Below are 20,789 nucleotides of genomic sequence, written 5' to 3'. Positions count from 1 at the left end.
TTCTTACCTGACGCCCTGGCGGATCTCTTCGAGGCGGGTCATCAGCCGCTGATAACGCTGCGAAGCAGCCTGCTGCGAGTTCAGCCCCTGATGCTGCGCGATCTGACGCCAGTCCATGTCACGGCGCCTGGCTTCGATGACCACCTGGGACTCCAACCGGTCCAGCTGATGCCGCATGTCTTCGAACAAGCTAAGCGCCGCACCGAGATCATCCGGGGTCACGTCCGCCGCACGGCCGCCGGTTTGCTGGTAGTTGGCGGCAGTCATCAGCAGCCGCCCCAGCAGGACGGCATCGCGTTCCAGGCTGCGCGCCGGACCCCACTGAGCGGTTGGGCCCTCCGCGAGGGCAGACAACCGCCGCCGGGCTTCATCGCGAGCATCATGTGCCATGTGCCCAGCTTACCTCATTGCTCAATGAAACAACGTATTATTGTTTCATTGAGTATGGGTGGTGTTCAGGGGCATACACCGAGCTGCGGGATGCAGTGAAGCGTCCTCATGCCCCCGATCGTGTCGGTCACTTGGTGGTCGCAGTGCTGCAGCAGATGCCTGAGGTCCTCGGGGAGTTCGGCGTGGTGGACCAGGATGAGTGCTACCCGGGTGGTGCGGTGCAGATGGACCAGGTCGGTCCACATGCCCATGTGCATGAGATGGGTGCGCAGCAACGTCACCGTGCGGGCGGCCCGGGTCCGGGCCACGGCGTAGGCAGCCTTGTGCTCACGCTTCCCATGAACCAGTGAGGACCCCTCGGGAGGCGGTGGCCCCTCCCCCAAGGCCTGGCTCAGCTCGTCCCACACCTGTCGCTCACGGTGGGGCTCAGCGGGATGGACCACCAGGTGACCTGCCGCCGGGTTGTAAATCTGCAGGGCAGCACGCGTGAATCCGACGTCATCGCGGCTGTCGACGACCACCCTGACGGGCGGACGCCGCGGAGTACACAGCAGATCCCATGACGGTGGCTCGTGCAGGCCGGGCCCGCACACCAGAAGGTCGACGCTCGTCTCTCCCAGAGCGTTGATGGGATTCATGGCATCTGCCAGCGCCGCTGTGATACGGCTGCCCGGAATGAGCATGTGCGCTGTTCACCGGCATGTGGCACGAGGTCGCTCATGGCGCCCCCGGAGTAAGTCGTGTGACGTGATGCCGCGCTCGATCGGACTTCCATCAGCACCTCGGCTGCTTGCGGGGCACGGGCCCGTCCATCCTCAGGGCGCGGAAGAGGTCTTCGCGCAGGGTGCGTACGAGCGGAAACCGAGCCATGCCCAGATCACTTGCTCGCGTGCGGTGCTGCGGAGCGCGGCGAGTGTCCTGCTGGCGTCGGCGTCTCCATGAAGGCACGTCATACCGCCGGCCTTGATGGCGTCATCGATCGCGGTCTTGGCCGTGCTCGGTGCGGGGGTCGGCACCAGGGCGGGCTTGGTCGGGCCAGCTGCCAGGAGTACTGGCCTCTTTCCAGTCGGCCGGGTACAGAAGTCATGTCAGGGATCCCTGGTGATCGGAGCAGGCTGCCGGCGGCAGGGCCGGGGGCCGCGGGGCGGGTGTCATTGGGTGGCGAGGGCGGCCTGGGCGCCGGTGGGTACCGTGGTGGCGGATTCCGGCGGGTGTTCGGTCATCGGGGAGGCAGTCAGGCCCAGGGCGAACAGCAGGTCGGGGTGGGGGGCTGGCGGGCCGACGGGGGCCAGCAGGCGCCGGTTGATCAGGCGCGGGATCTGAGCGGCCGAGGCGTTAACGGGCAGGCCGAGCACGGTGTGGTGGAGCAGGCGTGCTGCGGCGGTGGCCTCGGTGGGGCTGAGTGCTGCGGCGCAGTGCCCGGCGTGGTGCAGGTTGTCGAGCTGGCGGGAGGTCAGCAGTCCGGGTGTGGCGGCCAGATGGATGGTCGTTTCGGTAGAGATCAAGCGCTGCGGGCTGTTGGGCTGGTCGAGATGGGCCTTGAGAGCTGCGGTGGCTCGTGTCAGGCGTGTGGGTTTCCATTCCAGGGCGGAGGCGAGGTCGTCGGGGTGGACGGGGCCGGTTTCGATGAGGGCGGCGTGCAGAACGGCGGCCTGGGGGGTGAGTTGTGGGTTGTGGCGAGGGCCCGCGCGGGCGGTGCCGGGCTGGCAGAGCAGGGATTCGGGTGAGGTGTTCAGGATGTGGGCCAGGGCGATCATCGCCGCGCTGCTGAGGCTCTGCGGGGTGAGACGGGCTTCCCAGTCGGCGGTGGGGATGCCGGTCAGCGCGGTCAGTTCGTCGTCGGTGAGCCGGCATTGGGATGCCCGCGCCCGTAGGTAGGGCAGGTCGAAGGCTGCCGAATCCAGAAGGTTGGGTGGGTGCGGGAGCGGGTGGGTCACGGGTGTGCTCCGGGTGCTGGGGGCATGGTGGGCGCAATGGCCGGGGCGGGGGTGTTGAGGTGCCAGCAGCGGGCAACGGTGTGCCAGTCCTCTGTGGTGTGGGGGTGGAGGACGGTGGGGATGTGGAGGCTGACGTCGCGGATGAGGTGGTCGAAGCGTTCGGAGGTGCCGAAGCAGTTGGCGAACAGTCCGAGGTGGTCGGCGGTGCGTGGGGTGCGGCGGCGGAATTCCAGGGCCGCGGCCAGGAGCGGGCGGGCGCGGGGCGGGATGGCGTACAGGTGCCGTGGGCCGGGTGGCACGCCGACGTTGATCCGGGAGTCGCGGTCGATGGCCAGGAGAGTGGCGTGCTCGCCGACGCTGGCGAGTTGGGTCATGGACAGCAGTGACTGGCTGGTGCCGGTGAACAGCAGGGCGGCGACGGCGGCGGCGCGCAGCGGGTTGGGCAGCTGGGTGGTGAGGATGTGCGCCACACGCGGAGTGATCGGCACGGTGGTGATGCCGGGGCCGCCGTGCTTGGCGAGGTCGTCGGGCACGTTGAGCAGGAGGGCTTGGCTGAGGAATGCGGCCTGGGCTCCGCGGACGCGGGCCAGGGTGTGCTGGGGACTGGGGCTGAGGACGGTCAGCCGGGCCAGGAACAGGCGCAGGCCTTCCATGTTCCGCCAGGGGGTGGCCCCGTCCGGACCGGCGTCCTCGGCCTGAGGCGTGTCGGGGGGTGGCGGTGGTGGGGGGTGGCGGGCCAGCCAGGTACGGGCGGCGGCATAGCCGGCTCGGTATTGACCGTCGGTGTGGGCGAAGTCGAGGTCGTTCTGGCGGCGCCAGCAGTCGGCGCGGAAGGCGGCGACTCCGCTGCGGGGCAGGCTGGGCAGCGGATAGGCGTGGTCGGACGGGGGCGGGCCGTGGCGTCGGCCGGTGGCAGCCGGGCCGATGGCGTTCAGGATGGTGTCGGTGCCGCGCACGGCGGTGAGGTCGGTCAGGTTGGCGGCGGTGAGGCGTTCGTTGAGGCGCTGTTCGTCGGCCGGGGTGGGTGTGTGGGCGATGAGGATCAGGTGGATACCGGTCTCGGTGCGCCAAGTGGCCAGGCGTTTGAGGCGCTCGGGGGTGAGGCGGTGGGCGCGCAGCACGATGGCTTCCGCAAGGCCCATGTGCAGCGTCCAGCAGGTCACCGCGCGCCAGGCCGGATCGGTGGACATCCGCTCGGCATCGGGGCGGGAGAAGCTGTCGCGGCCCATGGCACGCAGCAGGTCCAGGGCGAGGTAAGCGAGGCTGCTGGTGTGGGGGGTGGGGTCGGTGGTGATGCGGCCGCGGTGGGGGTGCGCACGCTGGTAGGCGGCGGCGTGGATGGTGCGGTCGTCGTGGGTGTCCAGCAGTAGCGTGACGGGCGGCGGCGCCGGCCCTGTGACGAGGTGGGCGGGTGAGGTCACGGTCATGGCTGGCGTGAGGTGTCGATGCGGCGGATGACCTGCCACAGCAGGCCGGAGTCGGGGTGGGTGGCGCCGGCGGCGGCCAGGGCGCGCTGGACGTGGTGGGTCAGCAGGGCCCAGCGGCGCAAGCTGCCGTGGGCGAAGCGGCCGTCCAGCATCCGCAGATGATCCGGTGCAACGGTGTGCCACAGCGGGTGCAGGGCGGGAATGATGCGGGCGAGCTGGTCGCCGGCGATCGTCACAAGGGTCAGCCAGGCCGCGGTGCGGGTGTGCAGCATCTGCTGGGCGCGCAGGGCCCGTTCACCGCCCTGTCCGGCGATCAGGACCACGCAGAGTCCGGCGGGAAGGTCGTCGTGCAGGAAGCGGAGGTATTCGAAGCAGGTGTCGGGCATCCGGTCAGCTTCGTCGACGACCACGATGTGCGGCCCGGCGTCGAGCGCGCGGCGGATGAGGGAGTCGGAGGCCGCCGGGTCGCCGGGCGGTTCGCCTTTCAGCCCGAGGGCGTAGTGCAAGTGAGTGCGCAGGTCAGCCGGTCCTGGCCTGGCGCCCAGGCGCAGCAGGAGGTGCGCCTCGGGAAAGCGGGTAAGGGCGGTGGTGTGAACGGCGAAGGTCTTGCCTACGCCGGCGTCGCCCAGCACGCACAGGAAACGCTGCTGACGGTGGGCATCGGCGAGTGCGCGTTGGACTGCCGTGAGGCCGGGAGTCGCGACGGTGCCTGCCCCGGCCAGACTGAGGAAGTGCAGTTCGCGGGGCGCGGGCTCGTCGGCGAGGGGAAACGGCTGCGTGGCCGCACACCCTTGCGCAGCAGTCTCGGTCAGCATCGGGCCAGGGCCCAGTCGACGATGCGGTCGTCGACCTGCTCGGCGCCGAAGTGCTCCATGCCTTTCAGGACGTGCTTGGTCACCTTGACCCACTCGCGGAAGGAGCCCAGGGTGTACTGGGTGTCGATCCGCTTCAGCAGTGCCTCGTCGACGTCCCGCCACACGGGGTGGGAGTCGGGTACGGCTTTGAGGACCTCGTCCTCGGTCATGGCGAGGATCTCCAGGCGGATGTAGATCCTGGAGGCGAGCGCCGGGTCGCTCTGCAGGGTCTCGTAGGCCTCCCGGCCACCGACGAACATGATGGCGGGCTTGGGGTCGCAGTTGTCCCACAGCTTGCGCAGGAACTCGAAGTTCTCCCGCCGGTACTGCTGGGCCTCGTCGCACACGATCACGTACGGGCGCCGCGGCAGAGTCTCGCGCAGCAGTTTGTCGAACGCGGTGGGGGTACCGGGCATCTTGCAGCTGAGGTTCATCTGGTGGAACAGCTCCTCGCGCAGGTCCTTCGGGCCGGGGCGGGAGCGTGCGAAGTCCAAGGGGAGGATCAGGTCCGGGTTCATTTCCTGGATCGTGGCGCGGGTGCTGAAGCTCTTGCCGAGCCCTGCGTCGCCGTAGATCACGGACATGGCCTTCGACTCGACGGTGTCGATGACGGTGTCCTTGATCTGTAACAGGGTGTCGGTGGCGACCAGGGTGGAGTCCTCGAGGCCGAGGAAGAACTGCGGACGCAGGTCAGGCCGGCGGCGCGGTGCCGTGGCGGGCTGACCCGCGTCCGGCGCAGCGCGGCGTTTGGGCATGTGCTTGCGTTTCGGAGCAGTGGTCATGAGGCGTCGTCCTCCGTTGAAGGAACAGGGGTCTGGCCGGGGCGCCGCCAGGTGGGCGGGAGCGGGGTCAGGGGCTGGTAGGGCTGTACGCGCCGTCGCGGCGGTGTGGATGGGGTGGTGCCCTCCAGTTCGGCGCGTGCCTCCTGTTCCGTCATGCGGAGGGCACGGACGGGGAGTTCGGGCTGAGTGGAGGGCAGGTGGCGTTCCCGCCTGCGATCGGCGGAGCGTTTCAAGGCCTGGCGCAGCACCTCGCTGTGCTCGTCACGGTCGCTGAGGACTGCCTTGCGCATCTCCTCGCTGGCCTCGTTGCTGAGGAAGGCCCGGCCGAGATAGCGGTTGCCACGGAAGGTATAGAGGTCGATCTCGTGGTCGTGGTGGGGCATCCACCGCACGCGCAGTTCCAGACCGATGCGTCCCACCCCCTTCTCCGGCATGTAGTAGCGGTTACGGAACTCCACTCCGTGACTGGTGACCTTGTGGATCTTGTTGTCGCTCTCCAGCATGAACGCGCGCAGTTCTTCCGGGCTGGGCTCGGGCCGGATCTCGGTGGGATCGCTCAGCCACGCTTCAAGCGGTGTCATCCCGGTCCGTTCAAGGACGTGCTGGGTGTTGTGCTCCTCAACCCACTGGCGCAGCTTGTCGACGAACGCCTCGAAGGTCAGGGGCGGGTCCTGGTCGCCGACGCGGCGACGGTGGTCAAGCAGGGGCGCCTTGGTGTAGCGGGGCAGGTCAGCGAAGAACCGGGTCACACCGGTGCCGTTCAGCCGCTCGATCCCGCCCTTGTGGCGGGCGCTGCGCACCTTGTGCATCGGCACACCGAGCAGACCGAAGGTCCGCCGGACTGTCTTGGACATGAAGTCGGAGCCACCGTCGACCCTCACCAGGTGCGGCAGCCCGCCGGCGGGCCCGTACGGGGGTTCACGCAGCACAGAGGCCCGCACGGCCGCCAGGACCGATCCGCGGTGCGCAGAGCCGGCGGTGACCGCCCAGCCCATCACGTTGCTGGTGCCACGGTCCTCGAACCACGTCACCCACACGTTCGACAGCTTCTTGTCGGGCATCATCACGACGGTCGGGGCCTGCTTATGATCCCCTTCCCACACCTGGTTGCGGGCGACCGCCGGGCGCTGGAAGGCGGGATCGAAACCGCGGGCAGCTGGGATGCCTTCCCGCAGCCCGGCCATGAAACCGGGGTCAAGGTCACGGGCGATGGCGTCGTGCAGCGTGGTCAGGCCGATCGGCCTCTCCCCCGCCCTCTTGGCCTCACGCACCAGATGCTCGTGGGCACGCTTGACGTTGCCCCGGTAGTCGGCGAGGACATCGATGATCTCTTCGGTGATCCGGAAACGCCTACGTTCGGGCTTCTCCGGTGAGCCGGACCCTTCCGCCTCGGCCAGCCAGCGCCACGCCTGCCGCAGACTCACGTCCACCGACTCGGCAATGAGCCTCATGTGCGCGGTGGTCAGCTCCCCCGACTCCCGCAGCCTGAGCATCTGACGGACGGCAGCAGGCCTCAGCTCGTCGCGGGGCCGTTCCAGACCCGTCTCCGACTCATCGTCCACGGTGATCACCGTCGGCAGAACCTGTAAGACCAGCAAGTGAATAGCGGCGCAGCGCTCAAGTACAGCCTCCCCCGGCAGAGGTAACAGAGGCGGCACGGTCGGGTGCCGCACAGCGTGGATTGAGGCTAAATGCGGCGTGACCGAATCGGAGGAGGCTGTCACTGGAACGAGTGGGCTCTGGGCCGTTTCGCCTTCACTCAGCGAGAACATGCGCTACTTGATGCTGGCGATATGGCCAGGCCGGTGCAGGCCCGGCCCCCCCAAGGGCGCCCTTCCGGAGTTCTTCCCCGTAGCCTGTACTGCTCTGTATGGAGTGCCGCTCTGCACGTACATGCACCGAACTCGCCAACAGGGAAGCGGGAACGCCCATGGCTATCCGTAGCCCGTGGCCCTGCCTACAGCCGTCGATGCCATATGGGACACCTACGCCCCCTGGTCCTCCACCGGTCCAGGTCATCGTCGACCCCGTGGACGACCCCGCGCTCATGCGTGCGGCTCTGCTGGCCCATGCTCCAGAAGAGGGGCGGATAACCGTTCACCTTGCGCCCTCGCGGTATCCCTCACGCATGCTCTTTCAAGAGATGCTTACCCAACTGGGCAAGAATCCGTATTGGAGATCCAATACCGAGGCCGCTGACACGCTGAGGGGACAGGTTTTTATTTGGATCACCGCATTGGGGATCAGGCATGTCATCTTCTGTCGCGCCCACAACAGTCGGTGGGACCGAGTCTGGGAAGTCCTGCTCGCGCTGCGCCAATCCGCGAACTTGCGTCTTACCGCGCTGTGGCACCGGCCTTGGACCGGCACCCCACATCTGGCCCGCGTGCCACACCGGGTGATCAGGGCCCGGTCCGCAGCGCGGGCGGCCTTGCTGAATACGCCACAACCTCTCTGTCCGACAGAGAGTGGAACATCACTGAAGATGACAGCGGTAAGCCGACCTTTGCCAGAGCCTGTATTCTCCGACGCCCTTCCAGGACACACAGTGCTAAGTGGCCGCATGGATGAGCCGTTGTGTCCAGGCGCCGACACGATCCAGTATTCTCCGTCACGCCCGGACGGCCTGCGGATGCACCCCAGCCCAGAGGTTATCGCTGGCCTGCTACAGATCGCCGACCCCGCAATTGCCGCGATCTTGACGACCGCAACGGTCACCGGCCTTGGTCTACGCGCACTCTCCAACACACGAACTTGCGACGTATCCGTAGTCGGCGACTTGCTCAAGACACATGGAGGCGTAGGCTACGACTTTCACGGGCAGTGCGCACTGCATATGATGCCGCGATGGGCCCAGCCAGTCCTCAGAGCAGGTCGGCTCGAATGCCTCACGTACTACGAACACCCATTCGGTTACGCCAAGAAGCGCGAGAAAATGCTTCAGAACGCCGCCCGCGATATTGGGCTTCCTCTATAGACCGCGTGGTCCCGAACGTCGGCGACCAGCCTTTGTCACCGGCCAGCAGGTCAGCACCACGCAGGTCACGAGCGAGCAGAAGGCTTACCGACGACGACCTCCGAGATCTTCAAGACGGTCAATCTGAATCTTGAGGGCAGCCGTCGCGCGCTCAACCTGCGGGGCCTTTTCCAGCGCGGCGACGAGGTCCCGTGCGGCGTGGGCGAGCGTCGGGGCGGTGTCCGGAAGTTCCCGAAGCCGGAAGGCGGCTGTGTTCAGCAGCTCAACGGTGTCGGGCGAGAGACCGAACCCGTGCACTCGAGGGTCAGCCAGTGACGTGGTGAGCATGCCGAGCAACTCGGCCATCTGGGGCGCGAACCGCCGGAACTCCTCCAGGGCTGGCCCCACTTGGTCAAGGAGGTCAGCCTGCGCCTTCGCGATCGCGTCGGACAGCGCCTCCTCACTCAGGACGCGGGTGTCCTTGAACCGCTGGAGGCTTTCGCCCTCCCGGCGCTGCTTCCAGCTCTCCAGCTCCTCCACCGTGTAGCGGTCGCGGTACTTCCCGTCGATCAGCTTGTGGTGAGGCTCGCAGAGCAGCAGCAGGTTGGCGAAGCTGTTCACGTCTCCCGGCCAGGTCGGATCGGCCCGGGGCCCATTGGCTTCGAATGCGCGGATGTGGGCGATCTGCACATTCGTCATCGGCACCCCGTTGACCTCACGGATCACCGGTGTGGGGCACGGAGGGTCAGGCCAGTAGCAGTACCCGCGGGACAGATCCATCAGCGCCATGATCACAGCGTTGCTGTAGTAACGGCTCGCCATCGCCACCCCCGGTGAGGAATCCAAGGTCCACACCATAGGAGGGCCGCCGGGGCTGTGTGGACGTGCAATCCGGCCACGGCGGCCGGGCCATGCCCAGGCCCCCGAGCGTGAGCCGCCCCCTCTTCCTCACCTGCCGCGCCATCGGGGCCCCAGCGCGCCACACACTGGACAGACCCGGAGCACGGCATCGCACCGCGGACCCGGACAGTGGTCCGGACGCCTCTGCGCAGGCGGATTCCGGCAGCCGCCACTCCAAAGGGGGCGCCAGTCTGGTCCTGCCTCGGTTGGGGCGGACGAAGGGGGTCAGTCGGTCTGGGCTCCGGGAGGCCGGCAGTCGAGGACCCGTGCGCGGACCAGGGCATCTTGCTGTGCGGCCAGTTCCTGCTGCTCGTGCTCGATCTGCTGCGGGGTGTGGCCTGGCGAGCAGTGCTGCCGCCGCTCGGAGTGCCACTGGTCGCAGTCGAAGAGGCCGACGAGGAAGATGCCAGCGGTGCGGGGGCGGCGCAGGTAGCGGGCGACCAACTGCTCGGCGAGCGCTGTGGGTAGGCTTCGGTTCCAGCAGCCTTTTGCTTCGATGACCACGGTGAATGGCTCGGTGTCGTGGGAGGGGTCGGCCGCCTGGATGTGAATGTCTGTGCGGCCTCCTCCGGCGCCTGGGCGGTCGACTTGGACCTCGCGATTGAGGATGATGCGCCTTCCGCCGAGGTGGATCTTGAGCAGGCCCATGACGAGGTCGCTGAAGTCTTCTTCCCATGTCGGCCACATCGCGTTGTAATCGGCTGCGGCGGCGCGGTTCCACAGCAGGATGGCCATCCCGTTGGGGCCCGAGAGTGTTTCCTGGACTCGGTCGACGGCCTCCATGACAACGTCCAGGAGTTGGGCTTCGTCGGTGATCACGCGCAGGCTGTGGTCGGCCGCCAGTTTCTTCAACTGGTGCGCGGGCAGCGGCCGGCTCTGCTGCTGGGCCGCCTGGCGGGCGGTGCGGCGGGCCAGGCGCCGCAGCCAGGACGTGTGGCGGGATGTGGAGGCGGCCAGTTGGCCGAGGTGGTCGGCCGCTTGCGGTGTGCCTTTGCTGGCGATCAGCTGGGGCAGGGCGTCGGCGAGGTCGTGGAGGGTGTCTTCCCGGGTGATCCTGTAGGCGACACCGGGCTCGTGCTCGGTCCGGGGCCGGTGAAGTTCCTCCCGTTCGCACAGGCGTGTGTAGAGGTCGACAAGATCGTCTACGTCGAGTTCTGCCACGCCTGCGGGCCAGCGATCGGAGCCGCCGATGATCATACGGTCGATCACGGCCCTGCACAGGTCGGGATCCTCGAACGCCTGACGGATGGGCGGCCAGCTTTCCGGCAGGTCGGGGTAGGACATGAGAGTGCAGGCCGCGGTGATCCAGCGCCCTGGGTCTGGTTCTGCCCCTTCATGGGGCGGGCCAGCTGCCACGGTGTCTTTGACCTGGGCGAGGGCAGAGGTGTCGCCGAGGCCGGACAGGGTGACCGTCACGGCAGCCCAGGCTGCGTCACTGCGGTCGCATGCAGCAGCCCAGGCCCGCACGACGGCGAGGGCGTCCATCGCGTCCAGTGTGTGCAGGAACCGGACCAGGTCGGTGAGCCGGTAGGACTCGAGGCGGTCCAGGCATGTCGCAAGCGCGGCCTCGAACGCGTGGCCGGCGTGGCGAGCGCACCGCTTGAAGAGGCTGTGGTGCAGGTCCGCCTCCTGCGCGGGGGGTGTCATCGTGGCCAGCGCGAGCGCCCACCCGGTCCACCGCTCGATGTCTGTTGCGGGCGCTGTGGCTTGCCATGCGTCGGCCGACACGAATCCTGCCGCGGTCAACTCTGGTACGTCGGTCCATTCGGTGCCCCAGGCTGAGACGTCGTGCGGCTTCCATGCGGGGGCGGTGGCCAGGACGTGCAGGGCGGCGTGGAACAGCTTCGCGTGCAGAGCGCTGTCCATGGGCGGGCATGACGGTGCTGCGGCCACTGCGGTGAGGTGGAAGGATCCGTCGGAGGGCCGACCGTCGTGGGTGCGGTAGATGTGGCCGAGGACCGTGCGCCAGGCAGCGCGGACCTGGTCCGGGGCGGCAGTGTGGACCGCCTCCAGCGCTGCGGTGAACTGGTCCTCGTCGAAGGTGTTGCGGCGCCGCTGCTCTTGCTCGCCCTTCTGCCTACGGAGCTGCCACTCGGGGGGCGGAGCGTCCCACCAGGCGGTGGCGTTCCTAAGTTCGTTATCGGCCTGCCGGGCCTGTTCGATGGCCTCGTGCAGCCGCGCGTCATCCGGCCGCTGTCTGCGGCTGAAGAGCGGCTGCGCCGTACGCCGCATCTCTTGTGGCAGGTCCGGCCAGCGCTCGGCCCAGTACAGCAGGTCTTCGTCCGGGAACAGCCCCACCTCCGGGGTGGTGAAGGTGAGTTCCAGTACATGCTCCTGGCTGCTGTGGCGCAGGACGTAGTCGGCAAGACGGCGGCGCAGAACGGGCACGGCATTCAAGGAGTCGTGCAGGTATTCGAGTGGGGTGCGTGCGTCGCTGGTGTGGGACAGCTCCGGGTAGGCCGCCAGGGCGACGAGCGCCCGGCCGGCCTGCTCCTCGCGGGACACCGGGCTGCCGAGGCCAGGGTGGCTGATGATGTGGATGCACCTCGCCAGCAGTGCAGTGGCGATCAGGGACTTGGGGGTTTGGTCCTCAAGGGCTGTGCGGCACCAGGCCAGAGCCTCGTCGGCATGCTCTGCCGAAATCAGGTCCATGGCCTTCTCCAGCTCCGGCCGGTAGGTGAACGACCGTTGGGCAGGGAGCAGGTCGAAGTACTCGGTCAGTGGCAGGTGCTGCGGCCACAGATGGTCCAGCGCTGCTTCGGCAACGCCGGTCTTCGCGTCCGCGGCCAGGGCGCGCATTCTGGCGACGACCTCGTCGCCGTGCACGGTTCCCTCGGCGATCGCGTGCAGAGCGAAGGAGCGAAGCCGCGTCGGCAGCGTGATGTCCTCCGCGAAGGACAGTAGCGCGGGCGTTAGTTGGGCTGGCTGGCACTGTGCAGCGATCCACAAAGCCAAGTACGTCTGATCCGGGTCGGCGTCGCGGACCAGGAACGGGGTCAGCTGTGCGAACAGAGAGGGGTGGGTCAGCCGTTTGAGGAGTGCGAAGTCGATGCGGTCGAAGCCCTCGTCGGGGGCTTCATCCAGGAGTGCCTGGGCGGCCTGCTGCCGGTAGTCGGCCGACAGCGAGGGCAGGTCGGCCAGGAGAAGGACCCGCGGGTCGTGGACGAGTAGATCCTCGAATAGCTCCAGGTCGTCGGCCGCGAGGCGGGCGGCGATCTCCTCCTGCTCTGGCACGATGTGGCGCGCTGAGCCGCTGCCTGCCCACAAAAGCTCGCTTCGCACCGCCGGGGCGATGTGCTCACGCAGGTACTGCGCCGCCAGGTGTTCCTGGTAGCTGCGGTGGGCAAACACCCAGCGCCGCTGCCCCACCGGTGTCAGCAAGGAGGACTCGGTCAGGTGCAGCAGTTCATGGCGGCGGCACTCCAGTTGCGGAACGAGTCCGGGAAGGGCGGGGTCGACAAGGCTGTCGAGATGTAGTTCGCCCTCTCGCGCCGGCTCCCGGTCGGCGAGGGCCGGGACGCGGCTGAACTGCAGAGCGGCTGCCGCCCAGCGGGCCACTTCCAGCAGGTGATCCACCGCTGGCCGTTCCTGGCGCTGTACAAACCCCTGCGGCCAGCTCTCCGTGCACAGCCTGCGGCAGGCCTGGTTGTAGGCCTCGGCCACCGTCTTGGGGAGAGCTTCTCCTTCGGCCTGAGCATCCAGCAGCGGGATCAGCGTGACAGGCTGCTCTGCCAGGGCCGCAAGGCCCCGGCCGCTCACCTCCTCGGCGAACGCTGCCCCGTCCAGGCCGCGCTGCCAGGCCGCGCTCTCCACGTCGTGCCGAGTCAGAGGCTCCAGCGTCATCAACGTCACCTGGTCCGCATCCGGCCACAGCCCCCGCAACCCGCTTTCCAGCGCCTCGGGCCATCGGGTGGTACGGCAGGTGATCCGCAAGCGCAGCCTTTCGCGCTGTGGCTCCGACAACGCCCGCAGTTGCAGCAGGAGGACTCTGTCGAGACCAGGGATGTCGCTCAGGCCCTCATCCAGCCCGTCCAGTAGCACATACCGCGGCCCGTCTCCTTGCCCATGCAGGTGCTGCTGCAGTGTGCTGCCCGCCGAGGCCGTATCGGCGACGTCCCGGCCCAGATGCAGCCAAGGCGCCGCCTCTGCACCCTGGTCCCTGAGCAGGCCGTGCTCCTGTTCCAGAGCCACGGACTTGCCCGCACCGCGCTCCCCCAACACCACAACGACCGGCACATCCCGCATCTCGTCCAGCCGCACCGGACTGCCGACATCCCACCCGCCATCGAAGGCATCGGTCCGGGCACTGCTCTCGGCCTGCAGGGGTCGCAACGACCGTCGCCACGCGTATCGCATCAGTCCATTCTCACCGCCCGTAGCACCGAAAGCGGATCACGGACGGTCAGCCTTGAGTACTCCGGTGTAGCCGGAGGCTGGTGGTCGGGTATCGGGCATCCTGCCGATCTCGCGGGAAGCGTGCTGACGGCACGGCACTCGGGACCGCATAGGCATTGGTCATTGCACCACCGGTGGGCTCGAAAGGACGGACCATGGCAGGCTCGCCACGAAGGAGGTTCGGTGAAGGTGACACCGGACGATACGGCTTTACGTCACCACATGATTCGGACCACTGCCATCGTGATCGGCTCGGCAGATAGCTGCTGATCAGCGCAAAGGCAGCTTCTCACCAGTGACACGCGAACCCGAACATCTCAGTGACGGCTTCCCCGAACCTCACACCCGCCGCAGGGGAGCCGAGGCGTACCCCGGGACCAAGGAGAAGGTGTGATCATGCGCTGGCTGATGACCTTGGGCGAGCGCACCCGCCCGGACGCTCCCACCTTCGCTGAGTGCCCCGGCCCGCACGAGGCCCGCGCCGTTGCCCTGGTCGACGACGTCGGGCAGTTGTTCCCCGTCCTGCTGGAGTCGCGGCGGCTGTTCGGCGTCGAACTGACCGGGTGGGCCAGCCAGGTTGAGGCGGACGACGTCGAGAACCTTCCCCAGGAGGTGATCGAGAACTGGGGGCCCGACCAGCTGCGGCTGGACACGATGCCGGGTGGCTACGTGAAGGTGTCCGACTACCGCGACAATCAGGCATTCACCGCCCTGCCGCCCAGGACCAACATGCTTACGCGCCCGTAGGCGCACCGGCACCGGAGGGGTGGGGCAGCCCCAGGAAATCCAGTTGCCCCACCCCATCAATTACGTATTATGGAACATGTCAGATCGAGTGTGAGCGAGGAGACACCCCGTGGCATCTTTCGACCACGCCACCCCGGAGCGCTGCTCCGAGCTCGGCCGCGCTCTCACGGCCGCCGGCCTCACCTGGAGCGACAACGGCCGCCAGGACGCCCCGCAGTACCTCACCTACACCGTGACCGACCCGCACGGCCGCACGTGGCGGATCAGTCCGGCCACCAACTTCCAGATCTCCACGTCGAATGCGGCGCAGATCTGGGAGGCCAGCTGTGGCGAACTGGCGAGGACCACCCCGGTCCTGTCCGCCCGCAAGGTGGCCGAGCAGATCAAGACCGCCCCGTGAGCCTGCCGCCGTTCAGCCCCGAGGACTTCGGCGAGAAGTGCGAGACCTGTGGGGCCGCGCCCGGGCAGCTCTGCCGCCCCTGGTGCGACACCGGATACACCGCCGACGACTACCGCGCAGACGCCCAGCGCCACGCCGACCGCCCCGATGACCAGCCCTCGCGCCGCAGGCGGAAGGAGAGCCCGTGATGGACCTGTCCACCCCCGCCGGTCTGGAGATCCTCGCCCGCGACGTCGCCGAGCAGCTCGGCGCGCACCGCACCGAGCAGGACGGCACCCCGGACCGGGTACGGATCATCTTCGCCGACGGCCGCACCCTCGAACTCGTCCCCAACCGCCCCCGGACCCGGATCACCATCACCGCGGTTCTGCCCGAGGAAGCCACCGCGCAGAACCTGGCGATCGAGCCCATCACGGTGACCGCCCTGCCCCGCCCGCGCCCCAGCGAGAACCAAGACAAGGCCACCGCCCGGCACACCGCCGACCACATCCGTCGACGCCTCATGCCGCAGCAGACCGCCGTTGCTTCGCGGCTGTCAGCCACCGTCAAGCGCGCCCGGACCGCCCTGTCCGCCCTCCCCACCCACCCCGAACAGCGGTGGGCCGTCTCCGACCTGCCCGTCCCCCACCCGCTCGGCCTGGACCGGACGTGCCACATCGCCTGGTGGCACACACCCTCCGGGGAGTCCCGCGCCGTCGCCCCGTTCCTCGCCGACCTCCTGCGCCGTGCCGGACTAGCGACGACGGAGCCGCACGGCAGCGCGCACGTGTTCTTCTCCGATCCGCCCGCCGAGCAGCCCGACGCACGGTTTCACGTCGCGCCAGCCTCCGCGTGCGACGGGTGGGATCTCGTGGACCAGTTCACCGGGGCAGTCGTGCGCACCTACGACGACGCCCAGTGGGCCCAGCGGATCGCCGAGAGCGCGAACAGCGAGGACGAGGCCGCCCGGCGCGCCGCGACCCCGTCGCCTGATCTGCCCGGCCTGTCGGACGACCTGATCGAGGTGGAGCAAGTCCGCGCCCTGGCCGTCGAGTTGGCCATGGCCGGGCACATGCCGTACGGCCTGGTCGACGTCGACTACACACAGACGCCCGGATTCTTCATCTACCCCGGGCCGCAGCCCAGCGCGGTGCGCGTGGCGCGGCTGCTGGAGCCCTGGGGGGCGATCCGGCCCGGAGCCCGCTTCGAGGCGCCGGAGCGCGAGGTCGAGCGCTACGACAGGGAGCTGAGGGCCTACGCGAGGCTCCTGAACGGCCCGGGCCGGACCGTGGCCGTCCAACTGGACGGCATCCAGGTGACCTTCAGCGCTCCACCGCCCAGGCCCTGATCTGCGGTTTCAGGGTGGGGCAACGCGGAGAAACGCAGTTGCCCCGCCCTCTTTAATAGGTATTACGGAACTCGTTAGCCATTCGGAGGGGATCTCTGTGGATCTGCACCATGCCGCCGCGCTGCTCACCTCGCACGCTCAGCACGCCTTCACGCTCCAGCAGCAGGCCGGAGCCGCCCTCACCCAGGGCACGCAGCGCGACCCGCGGCGCCTGGCTCGTCTCGCCCATCAGGCCGAACGCGCCGTAGCGCTGGCCGCGTTGTGGGACGCAGTCCTGTGGGAGGCCCACGGCACCGACGCGCGCAGCCTCTTCCCGCTCGCCGACCCCGCACGCCTGGTCGCCGCCACGCGCACCCTGCGCACCCTCACCCGCGACGGGATCACCGGCGCCTACGACCTGACCTGCCAGGAGTTCAGCGACCGCACCCCCGAGCGCCCCGCCCGGCACTGGGCGGAAAGGCTCTTTCTCCTCCACACCAACATCGTCGACCACCTGCCCGGCGCACCGACCGCCACCGCCGTCCTCGCCGAGCTGCACGCCCGCTTCACCGAGGCACCGGCCGGAACGGCAACCGCCCTGGACGTGGTCACCGCCCTGCGCGAGCGCCTCGATACCGGACCGGCGGCCGCCCGCGACATCCCCTGTGGCGCGGACGAGATCCTCATCCGCGCCCTCGAACTGGCCACCTTCCAGGGGTGCAGTCTCACCAGCACCGGAGGCAACCGCACCGCCGTCGTCGTCCCCCTGGTCGGCGACTGGACGATCCGCATCGACGACCAGGGCTCCGCCAACCACCCGGAGGAGATCCACGGCACCGGCAAGGGCAGCGCGGGGTGGACCGCCCACCTGCACGACCCGGACGGGGACGCGACCGACGTGCTCCGCCACCCCTCCCCCGACACGGCGCACGAGTGTCTCGCCGACAGCGCGGCATGCGTCCGTCAGCTGACGCAGTGGCGCGCCGAGAGCCAGGCCAAGGGCCCCGTCCAGAACTGACCCCGCCCGGCCCACCACACCGAAGACAGCCCAACGGCCCTGCTCCCGAGAGGACTTCCGCCGTGTCCCCCTCAGCCGCCCCACTGGAGACAGCGGACCTGTCAGCGCTCGCCGACCGTCAGCAGACATGGTTCGCCACCGGGCGCGGTCCGGTATCCGTGCGCCGGTACGCCCGCTTCTCGGACTTCGTCCGGGCCGCCGTGTGCTCCGGCAACGGCCGCGACCGCGCCGCCCTGCTGACGCTGCACCCGCAGGCGTACCCGCTCGCGCCGGCCTGGCTGGCCGCCATCGCCGAGGCCGCGCCCGAGACAGCTGACCACCGCCGCCCGTCCGCCTCCATGGTCTCGGTCCGGCTGCTTGCACGGATGACGCCGGATCACCGCAACGGCATCCCCCGGAAGTCCGACGGCTCGGTCGGCTGGAGCGTGCCCGGCGCGTCCGCGCGCGCGTGGCCGGACGGCCGGATCGAGCTGCGCAGCGCCACCGGAACGCAGCTCGCCGGTCGGCTGGAGGGCTCCGAGTGGGATCACTTCAGGGTGGCCGCCGTGGCGGACGCAGGCCTGCGGCTGCTGTGCGCTCCCGAGGCCCGTCACCTGACCAGCACCGGGGAGCCGTCCGGCTGGTACCGGCCGTCCGACCGGGGCCAGATCGGAGGGGGCCGCGAGCGCAAGGGCGGTCAGGTGTACGACGGCGCGACCGTGGCGCGCTGTTCCTGCGGCTGGAGCGTGACCGTTCCGTCGCAGCTGGGCGCCCGCAGCGCGCCGAGCGCTGCCCCCGGCCCCGGCCCTGGCATGCCGTCCTTGCCCGCAACTCCCGTGAAAGGAGCGTGACTTCCATGAGCCGCGCGATCCCCGTGCGCTGCCTCGCCCGGCCGCTGGCCGGCGGGCTGGTCGTGCCGTGGGTCTCCCTGATCCACAACGGGCACGCCGTATTCGGCAGCCTCGACGCCGACCGTGCCCGGCGCGCCTTCCTCCAGCGCCTGTGCCAGATCTGCTCCCAGCCCCTTGAAGAGCAGTTCTTCGTCATCGTCCGACCTGCCGACGAGCAGCAGGGCTACTCCCCCGAACCTGCGCTCCACCCGGAGTGCCAGCCGTACACCGCGGCGAACTGTCCGATGCTCAACGGCACCGCCGCCCACTACCGCTCCCGCCCGGTGCTCGCCTCCCATCCCGCGTCCCGTCCCTGCGCCGACCCGTCGTGCCGGTGCCCCGAGCTGACGCCGGACGAGGGGCACACCGCCCGCAGCGGACGGCCCGCCGACCGGTACGAGGCATGGTTGATCGCTGCCCGGCACTACCAGCTGGTGTTCCGCCCGGACTCGCCCGACATCCCGGTCGGGATCAGCCTGGACGTGCCCATCCTGCGCACGCGCGTCCTGCGTGAGGCCGTCCTGCCCGCCGACCACGCCGCCCTGCTCGACCTACTGCGCACCGCCCTGGGACTGGAGCAGCCCTAGCCCGTACGTCCCGGGCCTAGCCCGGTACGCCGCCCCCATCTGCGTGACCCCGAAGGGGAGTTGCATGCCCACCGCGTACCCCGTGACCCTGCCGCCCGTTCCCGACGACCCGGAGACCGCCTGGCACGCCCAGCGCGTCAGCGACGCCCGGCCGCGACAACCTCCCGGACCAGGGCTACTCGCTGTACGCCGAGACCGTCAGAGGCAGGGGCCGCCCACGGATCGTGCCGCTCGCCTTCCAGTTCCCCGACGCCGTCGACTGTGAGCGCGCCAACCGTGGCGCCGTCTTCCACGCCGGAATTCACGGCGGCCTGCCCTATCTGGAGGTCGACGGCGTCCTGGTCTTCGCCTACCTCGACCCCCAGGTCGGCGCCGTCCGGGTGTCCGTCCACCTCGACAGCGCCCCGGACCATCTCGTGAGGCCCGATGACACGGTGCCGCTGAGGGTCAAGGTCGAGGACACGATCGTGCTCGATGACAGCAACGCCGAAGGAGCACCCAGGCCGCCGCTGCTGGACGCGCTGCTGAGCGCGGCCGACGCCGTACGGATACAGAAGGAGCCCATCCTCGCCGCGGCTCTCGCCGCCGGCCTCCTCTGGCGCTGCCCAGCCTGCCAGTGGGACAACCCGGCTGCCGCGACCTGCTGTGAGGGGCCCGGGCCCTGCCGAACCCCCCAGCCTGCCGCAGGGGTTGAGGCGGAACGCAAGTAGGCCCCGGCCGGCCTCTATGGGGCGGGTGCCTCCCTGTCGAGGAAAAAGGGGATGACACTCCATCGCAATATAGGTATTATGGAACTTGACCGGATGGCTCCCGGGCACCGCCAGACCGTTCGTCGCATCGAGGAGTACCTCCATGAGCGGAGAGACCACCGCCGTCATCCGCGGCCGCGTATACGGGACCGTGCAGCTGCGCCACACCGAACGCGGCACGCCCGCCGCCCGGTTCACCGTGATGCAGGTCCCGCGCGAGTACGACCGCGCCCGCGGGCAGTGGCGCGACGGCGAGCCGGTCCCGGTCATCTGCACCGTCACCGGGCCGCTCGCCCGGCACGCTGCCGAGTGCCTCACCGACGCCGTGCACGTGATCGCCACCGGGAACCTGGCCCTGCGCGCGGGCCTCCACCTCGACTCGGCCCAGGTCGGCGTGGACCTCGCCCACCACGTCGCCTACATCGACGACACCCTGCCCGCCGTCCTCGCCGGACGTGCGCCCGCCCCGGCACCGTGTGCTGCCGCGGCCCCCGAGCCCGCGCCCCGCGCCGAAGGCCGCCAGGCCGCAACTCCCGCCGCCGCACCGGCCGACTGGTGGCAGTCGCCGCCGCGCCGCTCCTGGGACGCGGTGACCGCGCCCAGCCGCACCGGCCGCCCCACCACTTGATCCCGCCGAGCGCGCCGCCCGCGCCGCGCTCGCCGCGCACTTCTCCCCCCACCAGGTCGCTGCCCATCTCGCCCATCACCCCGCCAAGGAGATCTGGCAGTACGGCGTCGACCACGACGCCAGCGGCCGCCTGGCCCAGTACAAGCCGCGCGAGGAACTCGCCAGCGCCCAGCTGAGGTGCCAGTTCGTCATCCCGTCGGATGACGCGTGGCCCGCCGCCCTGGCCGACCTCGGCCCCGACTGCCCGCTCGGTCTGTGGGTGCGCGGTCACGAGCAGCTGTCTCGGCTGACCGCCCGGGCAGTGGCCGTGACCGGCAACCGGGCCGCCACCGCCGAGGCCCTCACGCGCGCGAAGGCCTTCGCCACCGCCGTCGCCGAGGCCGGGCACACGGTCACCGCCACCCTCGCCTACGGCGTCGACGCCACCGCCCACCGGGCCGCCGCCCAGTCCGGGCGCGCGACGCTCGCCGTCCTGCCCCGCGGCCTGGACCGCGCCCACCCGCACGACCACGCCCAGCTGCTGAGCTCCATCCCCGCCAGCGGCGGCGCGGTGGCCAGCCTGTTCCCGCCCGGCACCCCGGCCAGCGGAGCAACGCTCCGGGCCAGCGCCGCCCTGCTCGCCGCGCTCGTGCGGGCAGTGGTCCTCGTCGAGGCCCTGGACCACTCCGAGGCTGCGATGCACACCGCCGAGGTCGCCGCCGGCCTGAACCGGCCCGTGCTCGTCCCGCCCCCGACCGGCGACGTGCGCGCCGACGGCAACGTCCGTCTGCTCGCCGAGCAGCGCGCCGTCCTGGTCCCCGATCCCGCGCACGCGCTCGCCGCCCTGCGCTGACCTGCCCAACCG

General features: G+C 69.7%; 19 protein-coding genes. 10 read left to right on the top strand and 9 right to left on the bottom strand.

Features of this window, described 5'->3' with window-relative positions; genetic code table 11:
- Positions 1–3: 3 nt before the first annotated feature.
- The 9 genes from OG870_RS47565 to OG870_RS47525 form a co-directional block, all read right to left on the bottom strand.
- Positions 4–390, bottom strand: coding sequence for a hypothetical protein (locus OG870_RS47565; protein ID WP_266593270.1), 387 nt, complete (start codon positions 388–390; stop codon positions 4–6).
- Between the two features lie 65 nt (positions 391–455).
- Positions 456–1,028 carry a hypothetical protein gene (locus tag OG870_RS47560; RefSeq protein ID WP_266593268.1) on the bottom strand — a complete coding sequence of 191 codons (573 nt, stop codon included), beginning with the start codon at positions 1,026–1,028 and terminating at the stop codon, positions 456–458.
- Positions 1,029–1,541: 513 nt separating this feature from the next.
- On the bottom strand, positions 1,542–2,327 hold the full coding sequence (locus tag OG870_RS47555) for a hypothetical protein (protein ID WP_266593266.1): 786 nt from the start codon (positions 2,325–2,327) through the stop codon (positions 1,542–1,544).
- Positions 2,324–3,754: a hypothetical protein gene (locus tag OG870_RS47550; RefSeq protein ID WP_266593264.1), complete on the bottom strand. Its 1,431-nt coding sequence runs from the start codon at positions 3,752–3,754 to the stop codon at positions 2,324–2,326. The genes OG870_RS47555 and OG870_RS47550 overlap by 4 nt, the downstream gene beginning before the upstream one ends.
- Positions 3,751–4,569, bottom strand: a complete 819-nt coding sequence (locus tag OG870_RS47545) for an ATP-binding protein (RefSeq protein ID WP_266593262.1) — start codon at positions 4,567–4,569, stop codon at positions 3,751–3,753. The genes OG870_RS47550 and OG870_RS47545 overlap by 4 nt, the downstream gene beginning before the upstream one ends.
- On the bottom strand, positions 4,563–5,390 hold the full coding sequence (locus OG870_RS47540) for an ATP-binding protein (RefSeq protein ID WP_266593260.1): 828 nt from the start codon (positions 5,388–5,390) through the stop codon (positions 4,563–4,565). Before OG870_RS47540 ends, OG870_RS47545 begins: the two co-directional genes overlap by 7 nt.
- Entirely contained in the window at positions 5,387–6,952 is a 1,566-nt protein-coding gene (locus tag OG870_RS47535; protein ID WP_266593258.1) for a Mu transposase C-terminal domain-containing protein, read from the bottom strand. The genes OG870_RS47540 and OG870_RS47535 overlap by 4 nt, the downstream gene beginning before the upstream one ends.
- Positions 6,953–8,451: 1,499 nt before the next feature.
- Positions 8,452–9,192 (bottom strand): HNH endonuclease, encoded by a 741-nt coding sequence (locus OG870_RS47530; RefSeq protein WP_266593256.1) that lies wholly within the window; start codon positions 9,190–9,192, stop codon positions 8,452–8,454.
- 279 nt (positions 9,193–9,471) lie between these two features.
- Entirely contained in the window at positions 9,472–13,602 is a 4,131-nt protein-coding gene (locus OG870_RS47525) for a hypothetical protein (protein ID WP_266593254.1), read from the bottom strand.
- Between the two features lie 435 nt (positions 13,603–14,037).
- On the opposite strand from OG870_RS47525, the gene OG870_RS47520 reads away from it, so the two are divergent.
- From OG870_RS47520 to OG870_RS47475, 10 genes are all read left to right on the top strand, one after another.
- Complete coding sequence (locus OG870_RS47520; protein ID WP_266845016.1) at positions 14,038–14,388, top strand: hypothetical protein; 351 nt, start codon at positions 14,038–14,040, stop codon at positions 14,386–14,388.
- A 109-nt stretch (positions 14,389–14,497) separates the two neighbouring features.
- The gene (locus OG870_RS47515; protein WP_266845018.1) at positions 14,498–14,788 is read left to right on the top strand and encodes a hypothetical protein; all 291 of its coding nucleotides are present in this window, start codon (positions 14,498–14,500) and stop codon (positions 14,786–14,788) included.
- On the top strand, positions 14,785–14,976 hold the full coding sequence (locus OG870_RS47510; RefSeq protein WP_266845020.1) for a hypothetical protein: 192 nt from the start codon (positions 14,785–14,787) through the stop codon (positions 14,974–14,976). The genes OG870_RS47515 and OG870_RS47510 overlap by 4 nt, the downstream gene beginning before the upstream one ends.
- Positions 14,976–16,115, top strand: coding sequence for a hypothetical protein (locus OG870_RS47505; RefSeq protein ID WP_266845022.1), 1,140 nt, complete (start codon positions 14,976–14,978; stop codon positions 16,113–16,115). The genes OG870_RS47510 and OG870_RS47505 overlap by 1 nt, the downstream gene beginning before the upstream one ends.
- A 97-nt stretch (positions 16,116–16,212) precedes the next feature.
- Positions 16,213–17,112, top strand: coding sequence for a hypothetical protein (locus OG870_RS47500; RefSeq protein WP_266845024.1), 900 nt, complete (start codon positions 16,213–16,215; stop codon positions 17,110–17,112).
- 62 nt (positions 17,113–17,174) lie between these two features.
- Positions 17,175–17,942 (top strand): hypothetical protein, encoded by a 768-nt coding sequence (locus OG870_RS47495; protein ID WP_266845026.1) that lies wholly within the window; start codon positions 17,175–17,177, stop codon positions 17,940–17,942.
- Positions 17,943–17,947: 5 nt separating this feature from the next.
- Positions 17,948–18,568 carry a cell envelope biogenesis protein OmpA gene (locus tag OG870_RS47490; protein WP_266845028.1) on the top strand — a complete coding sequence of 207 codons (621 nt, stop codon included), beginning with the start codon at positions 17,948–17,950 and terminating at the stop codon, positions 18,566–18,568.
- Positions 18,569–18,792: 224 nt separating this feature from the next.
- On the top strand, positions 18,793–19,278 hold the full coding sequence (locus OG870_RS47485; protein WP_266845030.1) for a hypothetical protein: 486 nt from the start codon (positions 18,793–18,795) through the stop codon (positions 19,276–19,278).
- A 142-nt stretch (positions 19,279–19,420) separates the two neighbouring features.
- Positions 19,421–19,945, top strand: a complete 525-nt coding sequence (locus tag OG870_RS47480) for a single-stranded DNA-binding protein (RefSeq protein ID WP_266845032.1) — start codon at positions 19,421–19,423, stop codon at positions 19,943–19,945.
- 91 nt (positions 19,946–20,036) lie between these two features.
- Positions 20,037–20,777, top strand: coding sequence for a DNA-processing protein DprA (locus OG870_RS47475; protein WP_327692382.1), 741 nt, complete (start codon positions 20,037–20,039; stop codon positions 20,775–20,777).
- The last annotated feature ends 12 nt before the right edge of the window (positions 20,778–20,789 follow it).

The organism is Streptomyces sp. NBC_00461 (assembly GCF_036013935.1).
Classification (GTDB): Bacteria; Actinomycetota; Actinomycetes; order Streptomycetales; family Streptomycetaceae; genus Streptomyces.
The sequence above is the reverse complement of the archived record's forward strand: the minus strand, read 5'-3'. Positions and strand labels throughout refer to the sequence as shown.

What these genes read in the sequence shown, in the direction of transcription:
- OG870_RS47565 (WP_266593270.1), bottom strand. Translation starts at nt 390, where the DNA reads ATGGCACATGATGCTCGCGATGAAGCCCGGCGGCGGTTGTCTGCCCTC.
- OG870_RS47560 (WP_266593268.1), bottom strand. Translation starts at nt 1,028, where the DNA reads ATGAATCCCATCAACGCTCTGGGAGAGACGAGCGTCGACCTTCTGGTG.
- OG870_RS47550 (WP_266593264.1), bottom strand. Translation starts at nt 3,754, where the DNA reads ATGACCGTGACCTCACCCGCCCACCTCGTCACAGGGCCGGCGCCGCCG.
- OG870_RS47545 (WP_266593262.1), bottom strand. Translation starts at nt 4,569, where the DNA reads ATGCTGACCGAGACTGCTGCGCAAGGGTGTGCGGCCACGCAGCCGTTT.
- OG870_RS47540 (WP_266593260.1), bottom strand. Translation starts at nt 5,390, where the DNA reads ATGACCACTGCTCCGAAACGCAAGCACATGCCCAAACGCCGCGCTGCG.
- OG870_RS47525 (WP_266593254.1), bottom strand. Translation starts at nt 13,602, where the DNA reads ATGCGATACGCGTGGCGACGGTCGTTGCGACCCCTGCAGGCCGAGAGC.
- OG870_RS47520 (WP_266845016.1), top strand. Translation starts at nt 14,038, where the DNA reads ATGCGCTGGCTGATGACCTTGGGCGAGCGCACCCGCCCGGACGCTCCC.
- OG870_RS47505 (WP_266845022.1), top strand. Translation starts at nt 14,976, where the DNA reads ATGGACCTGTCCACCCCCGCCGGTCTGGAGATCCTCGCCCGCGACGTC.
- OG870_RS47490 (WP_266845028.1), top strand. Translation starts at nt 17,948, where the DNA reads ATGAGCCGCGCGATCCCCGTGCGCTGCCTCGCCCGGCCGCTGGCCGGC.
- OG870_RS47480 (WP_266845032.1), top strand. Translation starts at nt 19,421, where the DNA reads ATGAGCGGAGAGACCACCGCCGTCATCCGCGGCCGCGTATACGGGACC.